The sequence below is a fragment of the Arthrobacter sp. SE2 genome, assembly GCF_058244265.1.
In genome coordinates this window covers 27,920-44,254 of the sequence record NZ_JBZAYA010000012.1, presented here as the reverse complement: position 1 = coordinate 44,254, position 16,335 = coordinate 27,920, and the positions used below count along the sequence as shown (strand labels likewise).

Sequence of the window (16,335 nt, the reverse complement as noted above, 5' to 3'; positions counted from 1 at the left end):
GAACGAATCCATATTTCGGCCGCACTCCATCGAAGCCAAGGAATCCAGACGAACACGAGATTCCGGAGCCTATCTGGGGCGCGAACCATTGTGATGTTTTTCAACACCGGTGAACCAGTCTACGCAACAACGTCGCGATAGTCGAACCGGGCCATTTCCGGAGCATTCAGGCCGTCCCGCTCGTGTGATCAGCGCTCGCTTGATCAGCCTGCACTGTCACTTTCCCGGCGTTAGCCCGATAGCTCCGCAGAACAGCATAAAGTAGATTTCGTCGAATCCCACCATCCAGCCCATGAGCTGCCCGCGAAGAACGGTGCTTTAATGTCTGCCGGAATACCAGCCGCCCGCATTTCACAGCGAATTTCCGCCATCGCCGAATCCGCCACCCTTGCCGTTGACGCCAAGGCCAAGGCGCTCAAGGCAGCGGGTCGCCCCGTGATTGGCTTTGGCGCCGGGGAGCCCGACTTCCCGACTCCCGACTACATCGTGAAGGCCGCCGTCGAGGCCGCCGGCCAGCCGAAGTACCACCGCTACTCCCCTGCCGCCGGCCTGCCGGAGCTGAAGCAGGCTATCGCGGACAAGACGTTCCGCGACTCGGGCTACAAGGTAGATGCTTCCCAGGTGATGGTCACCAATGGCGGCAAGCAGGCTGTCTACAACACCTTCGCCACACTGGTTGACCCGGGCGACGAAGTAATCATCCCCACGCCTTTCTGGACCACCTACCCGGAGGCAATCCGCCTCGCCGGAGGCGTTCCGGTCGAGGTCTTCGCCGGCCCGGAACAGGGTTACCTGGTCACCGTGGAACAGCTCGAGGCCGCGGTCACCGACAAGACGAAGATCCTGCTTTTCGTTTCCCCGTCCAACCCGACCGGCGCCGTCTACAGCGCCGAACAGGTGGCGGAGATCGGAAAATGGGCAGCGGCGAAGGGCCTCTGGGTAGTCACCGACGAGATCTATGAACACCTGACGTACGACGGCGTCCCCTTCACCTCGATTGCCACTGCCGCCCCCGAACTCGGAGACAAGGTGGTCATCCTCAACGGTGTCGCCAAGACCTACGCCATGACGGGATGGCGGGTCGGATGGATGATCGGCCCGGCCGATGTCATCAAGGCCGCCACCAACCTCCAGTCGCACGCGACGTCGAACGTTTCCAACATCATGCAGATCGCAGCCCTGGCCGCGGTCTCGGGCCCGTTGACCGCCGTCGACGAAATGAAAGTCGCCTTCGACCGCCGCCGCAAGGCGATCGTCGCCGGACTGAACGCGATCGAGGGTGTGGAATGCCCGACGCCGACCGGCGCCTTCTACGTTTACGCCGACGTCCGCGGACTGCTGGGCAAGGAATTCCCGACGTCGAACGGTACCGCCCGTCCGTCAACGTCCGCTGAGCTTGCCTCACTGATCCTCGACGAGGTTGAGGTCGCCATCGTTCCGGGCGAGGCCTTCGGCCCCTCCGGTTTCGTTCGCCTCTCGTACGCCTTGGGCGACGACGACCTCGCAGAAGGCGTTCGACGCCTCCAGGAATTCCTCGGCCAGGCCAAGTAGCCTTCCGCTTCCACAAACGCCCGCTCACCTTGGGATATAGGTGAGCGCGCGTTTGGGTTTAAGGCGCTATAGGTGAGCGGGCGTCAGAGGAGGCGGCGCTCGGCGGCCCACTTTGTCAGTTCGTGGCGGCTGGAGAGCTGGAGCTTGCGGAGTACCGCGGAGACATGGGTTTCCACGGTCTTGATGGAAATGAACAACTCCTTGGCCACCTCCTTGTAGCTGTAGCCCCGGGCGATGAGGCGCATGACTTCCAGCTCCCTCGCGGAGAGACGGTCGAGTTCGTCGTCGGCGATCTCGGCCGGGGAGGTTCCAAACGCGTCCAGGACAAAACCAGCCAGTCTCGGCGAGAAGACGGCGTCCCCGTCGGCCACGCGGATCACGGCATCGGAGATCTCGGGGCCGGAAATGGTCTTGGTGACATAGCCCCGGGCTCCGGCGCGAATGACGGCCACGACGTCCTCGGCGGCATCGGAGACGCTCAAGGCCAGGAAGCTCGTGCTCCCACGCAACGGCGCGGATGCGCTGATGACCTCCCGACCGCCACCGCCAAGGCCGCCAGGCAGGTGGACGTCGAGCAACACCACTTCCGGGTGAACCTCGGCAATCACGGCGATAGCTTGCTCCACGCTTCCGGCTTCGCCTACGACGTCGATCCTCGAATCGAGGTCGGCCTTCAGCCCGGACCGGAAAATGGCGTGATCGTCCACGATCACCACACGAACCTTCCGCGCTACTTGCTCTGATAGGGCGTTCATGCTTTGGCTTCTCCGTTTCGGTTCTCTGCTTTGTCGGCGTTCTCGATGGGCAGTTTCAGGCGTACTTCGGTGCCCTCCGAGCTACTGCTGATGACCGCAGTACCGCCGTGGCGCTTCATCCGTCCGATGATTGATTCCTTGACTCCGAGCCGGTCTTCCGGGACGGTATCGGGGTCAAAGCCAGGCCCGCGGTCCCTGACAAAAACCTCGCTGCCGGTGTCCGAGCTCTCGAGATAGACGGACACCGCGCCGCCGCCGTGCCGGGCGGCATTGTGCATGGCCTCCCTGGCCGCCAGCACGAGCGCTTCGTGCCTGTCTGTCATGGCGGCGTCTCCCACGCTGACGACGTCGACGGCGTGTCCGTGGGCGTCCTCGACTTCGGCTGCGGCCGCGGCAATCCGCTCCGCCAGGAGTCCCGCATCCTTGGCGGCGTCCCGGTACAGCCAGGTGCGCAGTTCACGCTCCTGGGCACGGGCGAGGCGGACCACGTCCTGCTCGGAACCTGCCCTGCGCTGGATCAAGGCGAGCGTCTGCAGTACCGAGTCGTGCAAGTGGGCGGCAATCTCGGCCCGCTCCGTCTCGCGGACCCGCGCCGCCCGCTCAGTTTCAAGGTCCTTCCAGAACTTCAAGCCCCACGGCAGCAGCACCAGGGCGACGCCGCCAAGCACTGCGATCGAAGCCAGCAGCGCGAGCCAGGTCTGCTCCCACGAGCCGGAACCGGACACCATGACCAACACCCCGGCAACCACCAAGGCCAGGCCCGCGGCAAGACGGACCCAGCCGCCTGCTTGGTCGGCCTTGGTCTTGTCCACCAGCCCGGCCCGGCGCGTCTCGTCCAACTGCATCCACGCGATCGACGCTCCGCCGAGTATGGCCGCCGCCGGGATCAGCGTGCCGAGAGGGACCTCGACGCCGAACTGCCGGGCGATGAGGATGGCGGCCACTAGGAGCAGGCCGGATCCGAGGAGGATCTCTTTCCCGTACTGGATGCGACGAATCCTGAACCAGGAGGCGAAGACGGGGGCCGGGGTGGACAGCGGCAGCGGCTGCGCGCCGCCGTCGGGCGCTGTTACCTCGAGAGGCATGCTCACCGAAAGGGGCATGCTCACCGCGGGAGCAATGGGCGACGCCGGCCGGCGGCTATTGCGACGGGCGCTTTCGTCGGCGGTGGGCACCATGACCCAAAGCCAGGCGTAGAAGGCCAGGCCCGCGCCGCCGGCGAACGAGGCAAGGACCATACCGAGCCGGATGTATTTCACAGGCCAGCCAAGGTGGTCCGCCAGGCCACTGCACACGCCGGCAATCATCCGGTCGCTGCTCCGGACCAGCGGCGGGCGTTGCATGGCGGTTGTCATGATTCCATCCAAACACGTATCAGGGCCTTCGGCGCTCGAAGCTGAGGGCATCTCAGGGGACCACTCAGGGAACGTTCAGGGTATCCCCCAATAGAGGGCGGCGTCGCCGGGCGGCAAGATCGAAGTATGAACGCAAACAGCATGAATCCCGAGGACTCCGGACAAGCAGCGGAGCCCGGCCAACCTGAAGAATCCAGCCAGCGGGCCGGGACAGGCTCGCCGGAAGAACCGGCCCAGCCAAGCGCCGCCAACAGCGGCGCCTCGCCGAACTACGCCGTTCCCGCTCCCCCGCAGAACTTCTTCAACTGGATCCGCAGCCAAGGCATCAGCCGTGGCCGGGACCGTTGGGTGGGCGGCGTAGCGAGCGGCGTCGCGCACCGCTTCGGCGTCGATCCATTGATCGTCCGCGGCATCTTCATCGTCCTTACCCTCTTCGCCGGTGTCGGCATACTGCTCTACGGCGTCGCCTGGGCGCTCCTGCCCGAACCGGACGGCCGCATCCACGCCCAGGAGGCCGGAGCAGGCCGCTGGTCCGCAGGCATGACCGGCGCCCTCGTCACGACCATCGTCGGATTGCCGGGCCTCGGCCGCGGTTTCTGGGGATGGGGCTGGAACGGCGTTCCTGGAATCCTCTGGACGCTGTTCTGGGTAGGCGGCGTCATCTATCTGGTCTACTTCCTGGTCCAGCGCAGCAAATCCCGCAACGGAAGGCAGACCACGGGCACGTACAACTATGCGGCCGCTCCACGTTCCCCTGGCGGGGCGGACACCCACGCCCCGGCAGGCTATCCGGCCGGCCCTTACAGCGCTGGTCCATATAGCGCCGGTACTTACGGCTCAAGCGCTTACGGGGCCGGAGGGGCCGGTAGTTACGGCTCAAGCGTTTACGGCACCGCCGGGCCCGTAACTCCCTCGGGGCCCTACAATCCGACGGGACCCGTCAATCCCTCCGGGCCCTACCCACCGGCTGGCGTTCCCAACCGCCCCGAACGCCCCCAGCGGCCGAGGCGGCAGGGACCGGGCGCGGCCATCGTAGCGGTCTCAGCCGGGGCGGCCCTGTTGGCCGGCGGAACGCTCAAGCTGCTCGACACCGGCAATGTCATCCACCTTGGCGACGCCGCCAACGCAGTGGTCTGGGCCACGGGCGCCGCAGTCCTCGGCCTCGGCATCCTTGTCGCCGGACTCCGGGGCCGTTCGTCGGGGCTGCTCGGCTTCCTGGCCGTAGCGACGCTCATAATCGGAGCCGTATTCAATGTCGCCCCCAGCGCGGACCACTTCCGCCTCCAGAATGCCCAATGGAATCCCGTGAGCATCGACGATGCCCGCAAAGGCTTCGACATCACGGGAGCCAACGGGACCGTTGACTTGACCAAGCTGAACCTGAGCGCGCCGTTGGGCTCCGACGTCGTGGTTCCGATGGACGTGACCGCAAGCAACATCAAGCTCCTCATCCCCGCGACCGTGCCGGTGGAGGTCCAAGCAGACATGACCTTCGCGAACCTCAAGCAGGACGGTAGCGCCGTCACCCAAAACAACGGCGGCACCCGGGACAGCTTCAACACTGACAAACCCGGCGCCAAGCTGGTCGTCAAACTCAACGGCACCTTCAGCAACGTCACCGTCCAGGAAGGAAACTGATATGAGCACGCACGAACCCACGCGGGAATTTGAGACGGCACCCGAACCCACGGCGCAAGCCACCCGGGCCAGGGTGGGCACGGTGGTCTGGGGGCTGATTGTCGTGGCACTCGCTGCTTTGATCATCATTTCCAAGCTCGGCCTCGTGGCGCTCAACGGCAACTATGTGTTGATCGGGCTCATGATCGGGGCCGGAGCGGCACTCGTGATCGGAGGCCTCGTGTCCGCCCGCTCCCGAAAGGGCAGCGGGTCAGGCCCGGACTCCGGGGCCGGCGCCGATTCCGACCAGCGGTAGCAAGCAGCACGTGACAAAGCAGCCACAACAGGGAAGGCTCTAGCCATGAACAAGTTCTTCAGCATCGTAAGGGGCATCGGCCTGAAGCGCGGTCCGCAGCGTTTGATCGGAGGGGTGTGCGGTGGCATTGCCGCCAAACTGAATGTGGACGTGGCCTACGTCCGCATTGGCTACCTGATCTTCTGCCTGCTACCCGGGCCTGCCGTGGTGATTTACGTGGTGGCTTGGCTGCTGCTTCCCAACCAAAGCGGCACCATTGCGCTGGAATCTTTCCTCACCCAGCGTTCGCAAGGCCGGAAGTAGCACAGCCGGGGTTTGCCCGTCCCGTTTCAACCCTGTTTCAAAAGTCTCATCCCCGGCGGTGGTCATGGTTTGTGTCCCACCCCACATTGCCCCCTACAATCATTGTGAGCTCAGCGTGGCGCTCTGCACGTATACCTCCTAGCCAGGATTTGAGCCCTCATGAAAATTGGAATCCTTACCAGCGGTGGCGACTGCCCCGGACTTAACGCGGTCATTCGCGGCGCCGTCCTCAAGGGAATTGCCATTCACGGCCAGGAATTCGTCGGTTTCCGGGACGGTTGGCGGGGCGTCGTGGAGGGCGACGTCATCGACATTCCCCGCACCATGGTCCGCGGTATCGCCAAGCAGGGTGGAACCATCCTCGGCACGTCCCGCACCAACCCGTTCGAGAACGGTGGCGGGCCGGACGTCATCAAGGCCCACATGGATCGCCTCGGCATCGACGCCATTATTGCCATCGGCGGCGAAGGCACCCTTGCAGCCGCGAAGCGCCTGACCGACGCCGGTCTGAAGATCGTGGGCGTCCCCAAGACCGTGGACAACGATCTCGACGCCACCGACTACACCTTCGGTTTCGATACCGCCGTCCAGATCGCCACTGAGGCCATCGACCGGCTGCGCACCACCGGGGAATCCCACCACCGCTGCATGATCGCCGAGGTCATGGGCCGCCACGTGGGCTGGATCGCCCTGCACGCGGGCATGGCGGCCGGCGCACACGCCATCCTGATCCCCGAGCAGAAAGTCAGCATCGAGCAGATCACCGAGTGGGTCCAGGAGGCCCACGATCGTGGCCGCGCACCGTTGATTGTTGTTGCCGAGGGTTTTGTTCCCGACCACATGGAAGCCCCGCACTCCGAACGCGGCCTGGATACCTTCGGCCGGCCCCGCCTGGGTGGCATCGCCGACCAGCTCGCCCCCGAAATCGAAGCCCGCACCGGCATCGAGACCCGCGCCACGATCCTCGGCCACATCCAGCGCGGCGGCGTCCCCTCGGCTTTCGACCGCGTCCTGGCCACCCGTCTGGGAATGGCAGCCATCGACTCGGTCGTGGAAGGCCGCTGGGGAACCATGGTGGCCCTCAAGGGCACGGACATCGAGCACGTGGGCTTCGAAGCTGCCCTGGGCAAGCTCAAGACCGTCCCGCAAAACCGCTACGACGAAGCCGCGGTACTCTTCGGCTAAGCCGCTGCCGTTCGGCTGAGCCGGTTCTTCATGGAGCAGGCCGGTACCACCAGGTGCCCGCCTGCTCCTTCCTTTCCAGGGACTGCATAGACTCGATGTCATGGAACTTGATGCGGGATCGGCGGAAATTGTGCTGCTGGCCTGGGCCCGACATTTAGGGTTCGACGACGAAGCCTTCAGTTTCGTTTCCGGCTCACCTGCTGCCCGCAACGGCGAGCGGTTGGTCCGGGAAGATGAGGACGCCGAATCCATTACGTTCGTGAGGCTCTTTGGCCGCTCCGCATTGGTGGCTCCGGGATGGGCGGCGGCCGCCGCCGTCGAACTCTCGGATGATCAACTAAGCGAGCATTCCGTACTGTTGCGGATCAGCCGCGAACACGGTGGCCACGGGCTCGGGACGTCTGCGCTGCTGTTCGCCGACGACCTTCCCCTCTTCCAGCCGGGCGGCGAAGTCACCGTTTCCCACGGCCACCCCGAGGCGATCGAGTTGGAGGGCAGGTGCCCTCCGGACGACGTCAATGAAGTCCATCTCTCCAGGATGGACCACCATTTCACCGTGATGGATGGCAACGAACCGGACCGCAAACCGGTGGCCTGCGGCGCTTATGCAGAGTGGCAGGGGATCCTCGCAGACTTGGGTGTCCTGGTGCCGCCGGAATTGCGTCGGCAAGGGCTCGGAACCCTGGCTGCCTCGATCGCTGCCCACGAGGCACTCGCCTCCGGCCTCACGCTGCAATGGCGGACTGCGCTGGACAACCGGGGCTCCATGGCGTTGGCCCGGAAGCTGGGATTCATCGACGGCGGTATCCAGACGTCCGTGCTGCTCCGCTAGCGCCCTCCACTGCCCGCGAGTTGGCAGACGATGCCCTCAAAATCGCATTTTGAGGGCATCGTCTGCCAGTTCGCGCGGACTAACTGTCTTGCGAAACAGTCTCAGGCTTGGCCTCTGCGGCAGCCGGGGAACCCCACCCCTGGACGGCTTTGGGCTTGCCAAACAGCAACGCCGCTACTGCGCCCAGCAGAATCGCAAAGGCCGGCAGCAGGACTGACTGGCTCATCGCCGTCGAGAAGCCGTCATGCAGGAATTCAGGCAACTTGCCGGTGAATCCGCCTTCGCCCGCCGGGGCGGCACCTGGCGGAGCCGCGGGCAGCTCGGCCGCGAGCCGGGACTGGATGAGTGCGGCGATGGCCGCCGATCCCAGTACCGCACCGATCTGGCGCGTCGTGTTGAAGACGCCGGAACCGGCGCCTGCCGAGCGCGGCGGGAGGTTGCGGGTGGTGGCGTTCGAGACCGGGCCCCAGATGAAGCCGTTGGCCACACCCTGGAGGGCGCTGGGCAGCAGGAACATCCAGATGGGAGTGTCCGGTTTCAGAAGGGTCGAGGTCCAGAAGAGTGCACCGGACAGGCAGACCAGGCCGAAGGCAGCGAACCAACGCGGGTTGATGCGGTCGATCAGCTTGCCAACGAAAGGTGCCAGCGCGCCGGAGATCACGGCCATGGGGATCATGAGCAATGCGGACTGCGTCGGGGACAAACCGCGGACTACCTGGTAGTAGAAAATGGTGGGCAACGGGAACGCGGTGATGGTGAAACCCACCGCCATGATGGTGGTGTTTCCCAAGGAGAAGTTGCGGTCCTTGAACAGGCCCAGCGGCAGCAGGGGTTCGCCTCCGCGGCGCTCCAGGAGCCACTGCCACAAGACGAACACGGCAAGGACCACGAGCCCCGTAATGATCAGTCCCCACACGGTAATGGGTCCGCTGACGGTGCCCCACTTGTAGCTTTGGCCCTCCTGGATGCCGAACACCAGCAGGAACATACCCGCTGCGGACAGCAGCACACCCAGGACGTCGAACTTGTGGCTGTGCGTGGTCAGCTTCGGTACGAGCCGGGTCACGAGGACAAAGGCAACGACGCCGATGGGAACGTTGACGAAGAAGATCCACTGCCAACCGAGGCCGTCAACCAACACGCCGCCGAGGATCGGGCCGACGAGGATAGCCATGCCGGCCGTCGCTCCCCAGAGGCCCATGGCCGCGCCGCGGCGGTCCGGCGGGAAGATCCGGGTAATGACGGCCATGGTTTGGGGCGTCATCATGGCCGCGCCGATGCCCTGGACCACCCGGGCCGCGATCAGCATGCCGATGTCGCCCGAGAGGCCGCACCACAGCGAGGCCAGGGTGAAGACCACGAGGCCGATCAGGTAGAGGTTCTTCGGCCCGAAGCGGTCACCGAGCCGTCCGGTGATCAGCAACGGGACGGCGTAGGCGAGGAGGTAGGCGCTCGTCACCCAGATGACGGCGTTGATATCGGTGTGCAGGCCCTCCATGATCCGCGGATTCGCCACGGAGACAATGGTGGTGTCGATCAGGATCATGAAGAACCCGACCACGAGGGACCACAGTGCGGGCCACGGTTTAGCTACGTTTTCCATGGGTTTCCTTTGACTGTGCTGAATCTATTGCAAGTTGGTTCGTGGGATGGGCGGTCACCATGGCAACTGCCCGCTGCGGAGATCATTTTGGAAGCTGCGTATCCAGTCGATTTCCGTCCGCAGCATGGTTTGTTGGTACTTGACGTCAATCCAGAACTTGGGCTCGACGCCTTTGGCAGCGACAGCTTCTTCACCGCGGACCAGGAAGTCGAGCTGGTTTTCCAGGTTCGCCACGCGGTGGTCCAGTAGTTCGAGTACGACGCCGGACGGCAGGTTGTGTGCCTCGGCGATCGCGTGGGGGAACACCGGGTACTCATTCACGGGTTCCGCCAGCATGTTCTGGAGGCGCTCGGTCAGCGCCTCCCGGCCGGTTCCCGTGATTCGGTAGGTGGTGCGCTCGGGCCGGTTGCCGGAACGGTCAATGCCTGTGGACTCGACCAAACCCGCCTCTTCCAGGCGACCGACTGCGTGGTAGAGCGTACCCGGCCGGACTTTGACCAAACGGTCCTCGTGGCGGGCCATCAGGAGCTGGTACATCTCGTAAGGATGCATCGGCGCCTCCACAAGTAGGGCCAATGCAGCGACGCCCAGTGGCGTCAGTGCGGCTCGTGCCATTTCCCCATCCTCCGTGCGAACTATTCCACAACAACTATTCCACATGGAATATTTGACCGCAAGGCAGCCGGCGCGGCGAGGCCGTCACGCATGGGCAAAGCCCGACGGCCCCGCCTTGGCCTATCCGAGCAGTCCGAGAATCTCCGTGCGGGCAAACATCCGGGCGGTGTCGCGCGCTGTGGGTGCACCGGCTTCGGGATCGGCACCGGCGTCGATCAGAACCCGGGCCACCTCCGTGTAACCCTTGAAGACTGCGCCGGCCAGCGGAGTCTGGCCACGGTCGTTCGCGCCGTTTGCATCGGCACCGTGGTAGAGCAGAAGCTGAACGGTTTCAGCGTGGCCATGGTATGCGGCCAGCATCAGCAGCGAGTCACCTGCGGCAGTGCGCATTCCAACCGGCGCACCGGCATTGAGGTAGCTGCGCAGGATCTGCGAGTTGCCCTCCCTGGCGGCATCGAACAAGGCATGCGCCAAGGCAATGGCCTCGTCATCGGCACCGCCCGTTTGGGCTTCGGCGCCCGTCGTTTCGCTCATCGATGGGGTCCCTTCAGGAATCCGGTCTGACGCCCCACCACCTGTCCGGCATCGGGCGCAACGATTACTTCCTGGGCGGCCGGATAAGGCTCCTCACCGTCCAGCACGGTCAGCACTTCGTGCGGGTCGACGGACCGCTTGATCAGAGCCAGTCCTACTGCCCCCATTTCGAAATGCTGGGCCACGGATGTCAGCGTACCCACCTTGCGCTCTCCGGCAAATACGACGCTGCCCGGCGCCGGAAGGGTGTGCTGCGAGCCGTCCAATTGCAGGAAAACGAGCCGCCGGGGCGGGTGTCCCAGGTTGTGGACGCGGGCGATGGTCTCCTGGCCCTTGTAGCAGCCCTTGGACAAGTGGACCGAGGTCCGCAGGAGATCGAGCTCGTGCGGAATGGTCTTCTCGTCCGTCTCTGCGCCGAGCCGGGGACGCCACGCGGCAATGCGGAGAGCCTCCGCCGCCAACGAGCCGGCGAGGGCCATGCCTTCAACGGCCGCTTCAAGCTCATCCGCGGGAATGAGGTACTCGAACCAGGGACGCTCAAGGCCGGGATGCGAGCTTTCCTCCACCACGCTGTAGGAATAGCCGCCGACGCCGATGTGCGGCCACGGGTCCTCCCACACGAGCCGCCCGGACCAGGCGCCAACGGGCTTGGTTGAGCCAACGACGGCCCAATCGGCCGACACGTCGGCCACCTCGACGCGCAACATGAACCGCATTCTGTCGAGCCACTCGGCCAGCGGGGCAGCCTCGGCGGCTTCGACCAGCAGCCAGGTGGTCCCGCCGTCGTCCACCACGCGGGCGTCAAACTCGATGCGGCCCTGGATGGTGAGGAGCAATAGTTCGCTCGAGACGCGGGGCTGGAGGTTGGTCAGTTGCTGCGAGGAAAGGGTGTTGAGCCAGCTCAGTCGGTCAGGGCCGGTGACGGTGACAACGCCCCGGTAGGAAAGATCGACGACGGCGGTGCCTGCGGCGAGTGCGCGCTGCTCCCGCAGGGGTTCGCCGTAGTGGGCCGCGACGCCGGAGTCCTCGCCGCCACCTTCTACAGCTCCGGGGCGCGACAATAGGGGGCTCTTGTAAGTCATATGTAGTAGAAGTCCTTGGGGCTCAGCGGTATTCCGGGTTTTCAAAATCGAAGCGTGTGCCGGCTTTCCATTCATCCGGGAGGTTGCCGTAGGCAGGAATGCCGCCGACGTCCTTGAGCATGCGGGCGTAGTGGAGCAGGTTCCACGTCATGAAGGTGGTGTTCCGGTTGGTGAAGTCGCTCTCGGGGCCACCGGATCCTTCGTCGAGGTAGCTGGGGCCGGGGCCGACGGCACCGATCCAACCGGCGTCGGCCTGCGGCGGAATCGTGAAGCCGACGTGCTGGAGGCTATACAGGACGTTCATGGCGCAATGTTTGATGCCGTCCTCGTTGCCGGTGATGAGGCAGCCGCCGACTTTTGGATAGTAGGCCCATTGGCCTTTGCTGTTGAGCTGGCCCGAATGGGCGTAGAGGCGCTCGATGAGCTTCTTGGTCTGGGAGGAGTTATCACCAAGCCAGATAGGACCGGCCACCACCACGATGTCGGCCTCCAACACGGCTGGGTACAACTCTGGCCACTCGTCAGTGACCCAGCCATGTTCGCGCATGTCCGGATACACGCCGGCGGCAATGTCATGGTCCACCGTGCGGATCACCTGCGTACTGACGCCCTGCTTTTCCATGATGCGCCGGCTGATGGCTATCAGTCCGTCGGTGTTGCTCACTTGCGGGGATGGCTTGAGCGTCCCGTTGAAAAACACAGCTTTGAGATCGTCATAGCTGGCAGGCTTTGTTGCTTCGTTCACTTGCTGCTCCCCTTTGGTTCGGACTGCGAAACGGGACGTTCAGTGAGACCTCTTCGGTGAGACCTTGAAGCCAGGGAACAAGCCCTCCTACTAGAGCTTCTTCAGGAAAGCTGAAGCGTGGGCCTCAAGCGACTTGCCCGGACTGGATACATCCCAGCGCCACAGCAGATTGCCATCCACGAGGCCGAAGATGCGTGTGGCCGCAGTGTATTCCTTGGAGTGGCCGCCGCGCATCACCATATCGGTGCTCATCTGGATCTGCGGACCTTTGATTTGGCCGTAGTACAGCTCGCTGATGCCACCGGGATGGGCGATCGTCACGGCGATGTCGAACCCGCCGTCCGCATTCCGGTGGGCCTCGACGTCGTCGGCAGTCTTCAAGACCGGGACGATTTCCGCGGGAATCAAGCCGGGGCCGCCGTCGGCGTCGAGCATTTTCCGCTCCAGCGCCCAAAAGCCTGTTTCCACCGTGAGGGGCCGCAACTTGGTGCCGTCCTCGTCGCTGAGCCAGCTTTCCGCGCGGTACTCCAGGTAGGGCAGACCGTGGTGCGTGAAGGAGACATGCTGGATGAAATGATCCGAGTCTTCTTCACCGGTTCCAAGCCGTCCCCGGCCTTCCCACTCACCAATGAGCCAGGAAAGGGGTACCAATTCGGGTGTCAGGTCGGAAGGGATTTCGATGGGCACAGCAATTACCTCAGTGGACCGGAAGGTACAAGTTGATCAAAAGCGATGGGAGCTCTACTTCTGGCCCTTGAAGAGACGGTAAACGACAAAACCAGCGAACCACGCCATCGAGAGGCTGGCCAGGCCGAGGAGGACAAGGAAGAAGATTTCAAATGCAAGTACGGACATGATGCCATCCTAACTGTTAGTAGATGAGTAGTTTGTCGATGAAGTAGCACATGGCGCCAACCGCCCAGACGGGAGCGACGCCCATTCCAAGGACGGCCGGGAAATTGAGGCGGCCGAGCCGAAGCGTCACCATCCGGCGGAAACTGACCAGGACCGAGCCGATGACGACGCCCACCACGATGGCGGCCACGATCGCGATATTGGAGAACACCAGGCCTGCCAGCGGAGCCACCAACCCGGCCGCCACGATGCCCAAAGGCGCCACGACCCGGTCCGGCCAGCGCAACAAGCCGGCGAGGAGGGCGACGGCGGCGCTGAGAGCGGCGACCAACACCATTTCCTTGATCCCGTTGAACCTCGCACCCGCAATCCAGCCCGCGCCAAGGCAGCTCAGCAGGACGCCGGCGCAGCTGCCAAGGGTGGATTCGAGCCGTTGGGCCTGACCGGTTCCGCGAATCAGCTGCACGACGAACACCGCGATCACGCCTGCGGCGATGAAGGCGGGGGTTGCGTCGAGAAATCCGGGGGCTGGCACGAAGCCGGCAGCCAGAGCTGAACCCGCACCGCTCAGGCCGATCACGGTGGCGAGTGTTTTCTTCGCGGGGACCGCTAGAAAATGGGGCCAACCGATGCCAACCGCGGCCGACGCCAGAACTCCGACGGCGACCAGCCCTTCCGTGGGACCGTAAGAGCTGGCGACGAAAACCGCGAGCGCCACGAGGCCGACCACCCCGATGCTCCAAGACTTCACTGCGCCCCTGACCTCACTGTGTCCCTAACCTCGTTGCGCCCTCGTGGGATCCTCGATGGGCCCCATTTCGTTCCAGGCTGCGAGCAACCTCCTGCCAATCCTGCCTTATACGGCACAAATATGTCGCAAACATGGGTTGAAGGTGACACGAATCCCTGACGTTGCAGGGGCCTTTGGGTATACTCGGTTGTCAACAGCGCTTCTTGTTGCAACGCTTCCGTTACAACGGAACCACGCCCCATAAGCAGCTACCGGCCGGTGGAAACCCGGTTCAGACGCCCGATGATGCGCGGACCGCCCATTGGAGGAACTATGTCGCACATCCTGCTCCTGACGAACAGCACCGGCTCGTCGGTAGACATCCTGCCCGCCTTGGAGCTATTGAACCACCGGGTCCACATCCTTCCGGCAGAGCCAACGGCCCTGCTCGAAACCGACCCCACCGACGTCGTCTTCCTTGATGCCCGCAAGGATCTGGTAGGAGCCCGCTCCCTGACCCAGTTGCTCAAAGCCACGGGCTTGAGCGCCCCCCTCATCCTGATCCTCACCGAAGGCGGCATGGCTGCCGTCTCTTCCGCATGGTCTGTTGATGACATCGTCCTCGACTCGGCGGGGCCGGCCGAAGTCGAAGCCCGGATCCGCCTGGCCGTGGCCCGCGCCATCCCCGGCGAAGAGGAAACCAACACCGAAATCCGGGCGGCCGGCGTCGTGATCGATGAAGCGAGCTACACGGCCCGCGTGAACGGGCAGCCGCTCAACCTGACCTTCAAGGAGTTCGAACTCCTGAAGTACCTGGCCCAGCACCCGGGCAGGGTATTCACGCGCCAGCAGCTGCTCACCGAAGTATGGGGCTACGACTACTATGGCGGCACGCGCACCGTGGACGTTCACGTCCGGCGCCTGCGCGCCAAGCTCGGCGTGGACCACGAGAACCTCATCAGCACGGTCCGCAACGTCGGCTACCGCCTGACCTTGGTCCGCTTGCCGGAAGACGAGCTCACGGAGGCCTAGGCTTCCGAAACCCTTCAAAACACAGGGAAGGCCCGGACTCACTGAGTCCGGGCCTTCCCTTGCTTGAGTGGAGGACATACGGGTCGAACGTATCGAGGCCACCCCACTGGTGGATCCCCCTCGTATCCTGCTTCGCGAAGCCGGACGAGATATAGACCTTACACGGCCAACACAGTGGCCGCAAAATCCATCCCGCCAAACCGGCCGGAGACGTATAGCCTTGCAGCATGAGCCCTGCGCACCCGGAGAACTGGCCCGCCCTCGTCGTCAAAGGCGCGTCGGACAACGACTTGTTGAAAGACATCAAGACGCTGGCCGCAGCTGCCGAGGAGTCGGACGGCAATCCCCCGCTGTCCGAACAGACCCTGGTCATGCTGCGCGGAGCCGATGCCGGCGACCACTCGGTGCTCACGCTGGCCCTCTATGCCCCGGACGAGCAGTCCGATCCCGCAAGCGGCCAGGATCTGGCGGGAATCGCCGTCGTGGTCGAAGCGGACGACGGGACGGGAGTCCTGGAAATGGCGGTGCACCCCAGCTACCGCAACCAGGGTGTCGCAGGCCGGCTGCTGGACTCGCTCCGGGACAGCCGCGGGCTCGAGGGGCTGAACGCCTGGTCCCATGGGAATCACGAGGCCGCCGCGGAGCTTGCGGCCCGTTACGGCTACGGCCCGGCGCGCGAACTGTGGAAGATGCGCCTCATGACCTCCACAGCGGAGCTGCCCGACGCCGGCCTCCCTGAGGGAGTCTCGCTGCGCGCCTTCGTGCCGGGTCAGGATGAGTCCGCCTGGCTGGCCGCCAACAGGGCGGCATTTGCCCACCATCCCGAGCAGGGATCCCTGACCAGGGCCGACCTGGACGCGCGGATGGCCGAGGACTGGTTCGATCCCGCAGGTTTCCTGCTGGCTGTGAACCCGGCCGGGGAGCTGCTCGGATTCCATTGGACCAAGGTGCACCCCCGGCAAGGACCCCATCCGGCCATCGGAGAGGTCTACGTCGTCGGTGTGACCCCCGCGGCCCAAGGGCTGGGGCTTGGCAAGGCGCTCACGGTCGCCGGAATCAGGTATCTCCAGAGCCACGAGCTGCACTCCGTGATGTTGTATGTGGACGCCGACAACACCGCGGCCGTCGCCCTTTACCAGAAGCTGGGCTTCGTCCGCTGGGACGTCGATGTCATGTATGCGCCCTTGACCCGGAAGTAATCCGGAACCAAGGCGTATCTGAAAGG

Annotated in this window: 17 protein-coding genes; 8 read left to right on the top strand and 9 right to left on the bottom strand. The window is 64.4% G+C overall.

What is annotated here, in order from left to right; translation table 11 throughout:
* Nucleotides 1-321 precede the first annotated feature (321 nt).
* A complete protein-coding gene (locus AC4CS3_RS16450; protein WP_441411876.1) occupies nt 322-1,551 on the top strand; it encodes a pyridoxal phosphate-dependent aminotransferase in 1,230 nt (409 codons plus the stop codon).
* A gap of 83 nt (nt 1,552-1,634) precedes the next feature.
* Here the strand turns inward: AC4CS3_RS16450 and AC4CS3_RS16445 are convergent, their stop codons facing one another.
* Together AC4CS3_RS16445 and AC4CS3_RS16440 are read right to left on the bottom strand one after the other, a co-directional pair.
* Complete coding sequence (locus AC4CS3_RS16445; RefSeq protein ID WP_490784368.1) at nt 1,635-2,306, bottom strand: LuxR C-terminal-related transcriptional regulator; 672 nt, start codon at nt 2,304-2,306, stop codon at nt 1,635-1,637.
* The gene (locus AC4CS3_RS16440) at nt 2,303-3,661 is read right to left on the bottom strand and encodes an ATP-binding protein (RefSeq protein WP_490784367.1); all 1,359 of its coding nucleotides are present in this window, start codon (nt 3,659-3,661) and stop codon (nt 2,303-2,305) included. The genes AC4CS3_RS16445 and AC4CS3_RS16440 overlap by 4 nt, the downstream gene beginning before the upstream one ends.
* Nucleotides 3,662-3,787: 126 nt before the next feature.
* Here AC4CS3_RS16440 and AC4CS3_RS16435 point away from each other — a divergent pair, with 126 nt between their 5' ends.
* From AC4CS3_RS16435 to AC4CS3_RS16415, 5 genes are all read left to right on the top strand, one after another.
* The gene (locus AC4CS3_RS16435) at nt 3,788-5,299 is read left to right on the top strand and encodes a PspC domain-containing protein (protein ID WP_490784366.1); all 1,512 of its coding nucleotides are present in this window, start codon (nt 3,788-3,790) and stop codon (nt 5,297-5,299) included.
* A gap of 1 nt (nt 5,300) precedes the next feature.
* The gene (locus AC4CS3_RS16430; RefSeq protein WP_490784365.1) at nt 5,301-5,594 is read left to right on the top strand and encodes a hypothetical protein; all 294 of its coding nucleotides are present in this window, start codon (nt 5,301-5,303) and stop codon (nt 5,592-5,594) included.
* A gap of 45 nt (nt 5,595-5,639) precedes the next feature.
* The gene (locus tag AC4CS3_RS16425) at nt 5,640-5,897 is read left to right on the top strand and encodes a PspC domain-containing protein (RefSeq protein ID WP_345448649.1); all 258 of its coding nucleotides are present in this window, start codon (nt 5,640-5,642) and stop codon (nt 5,895-5,897) included.
* Between the two features lie 159 nt (nt 5,898-6,056).
* Nucleotides 6,057-7,082, top strand: coding sequence for an ATP-dependent 6-phosphofructokinase (locus AC4CS3_RS16420; protein WP_234749032.1), 1,026 nt, complete (start codon nt 6,057-6,059; stop codon nt 7,080-7,082).
* Between the two features lie 100 nt (nt 7,083-7,182).
* Complete coding sequence (locus tag AC4CS3_RS16415) at nt 7,183-7,914, top strand: GNAT family N-acetyltransferase (protein ID WP_490784364.1); 732 nt, start codon at nt 7,183-7,185, stop codon at nt 7,912-7,914.
* A 79-nt stretch (nt 7,915-7,993) separates the two neighbouring features.
* Here the strand turns inward: AC4CS3_RS16415 and AC4CS3_RS16410 are convergent, their stop codons facing one another.
* From AC4CS3_RS16410 to AC4CS3_RS16380, 7 genes are all read right to left on the bottom strand, one after another.
* Nucleotides 7,994-9,517, bottom strand: a complete 1,524-nt coding sequence (locus tag AC4CS3_RS16410) for a DHA2 family efflux MFS transporter permease subunit (protein WP_490784363.1) — start codon at nt 9,515-9,517, stop codon at nt 7,994-7,996.
* Nucleotides 9,518-9,571: 54 nt separating this feature from the next.
* Nucleotides 9,572-10,132, bottom strand: coding sequence for a PadR family transcriptional regulator (locus AC4CS3_RS16405; protein ID WP_345448652.1), 561 nt, complete (start codon nt 10,130-10,132; stop codon nt 9,572-9,574).
* Between the two features lie 120 nt (nt 10,133-10,252).
* Complete coding sequence (locus AC4CS3_RS16400; RefSeq protein WP_490784362.1) at nt 10,253-10,666, bottom strand: ankyrin repeat domain-containing protein; 414 nt, start codon at nt 10,664-10,666, stop codon at nt 10,253-10,255.
* The gene (ygfZ, locus tag AC4CS3_RS16395) at nt 10,663-11,748 is read right to left on the bottom strand and encodes a CAF17-like 4Fe-4S cluster assembly/insertion protein YgfZ (protein ID WP_490784361.1); all 1,086 of its coding nucleotides are present in this window, start codon (nt 11,746-11,748) and stop codon (nt 10,663-10,665) included. Before ygfZ ends, AC4CS3_RS16400 begins: the two co-directional genes overlap by 4 nt.
* A gap of 22 nt (nt 11,749-11,770) precedes the next feature.
* Nucleotides 11,771-12,493 carry a flavodoxin family protein gene (locus AC4CS3_RS16390; protein WP_490784360.1) on the bottom strand — a complete coding sequence of 241 codons (723 nt, stop codon included), beginning with the start codon at nt 12,491-12,493 and terminating at the stop codon, nt 11,771-11,773.
* Nucleotides 12,494-12,583: 90 nt separating this feature from the next.
* Nucleotides 12,584-13,180 (bottom strand): nitrobindin family protein, encoded by a 597-nt coding sequence (locus AC4CS3_RS16385; RefSeq protein WP_490784359.1) that lies wholly within the window; start codon nt 13,178-13,180, stop codon nt 12,584-12,586.
* Between the two features lie 184 nt (nt 13,181-13,364).
* Complete coding sequence (locus AC4CS3_RS16380) at nt 13,365-14,099, bottom strand: permease (protein WP_437771076.1); 735 nt, start codon at nt 14,097-14,099, stop codon at nt 13,365-13,367.
* Between the two features lie 312 nt (nt 14,100-14,411).
* Between AC4CS3_RS16380 and AC4CS3_RS16375 the strand changes: the two genes are divergently transcribed.
* On the top strand, nt 14,412-15,110 hold the full coding sequence (locus AC4CS3_RS16375; RefSeq protein ID WP_059387339.1) for a winged helix-turn-helix transcriptional regulator: 699 nt from the start codon (nt 14,412-14,414) through the stop codon (nt 15,108-15,110).
* Between the two features lie 227 nt (nt 15,111-15,337).
* Complete coding sequence (mshD, locus tag AC4CS3_RS16370) at nt 15,338-16,309, top strand: mycothiol synthase (RefSeq protein ID WP_490784358.1); 972 nt, start codon at nt 15,338-15,340, stop codon at nt 16,307-16,309.
* Nucleotides 16,310-16,335 lie beyond the last annotated feature (26 nt).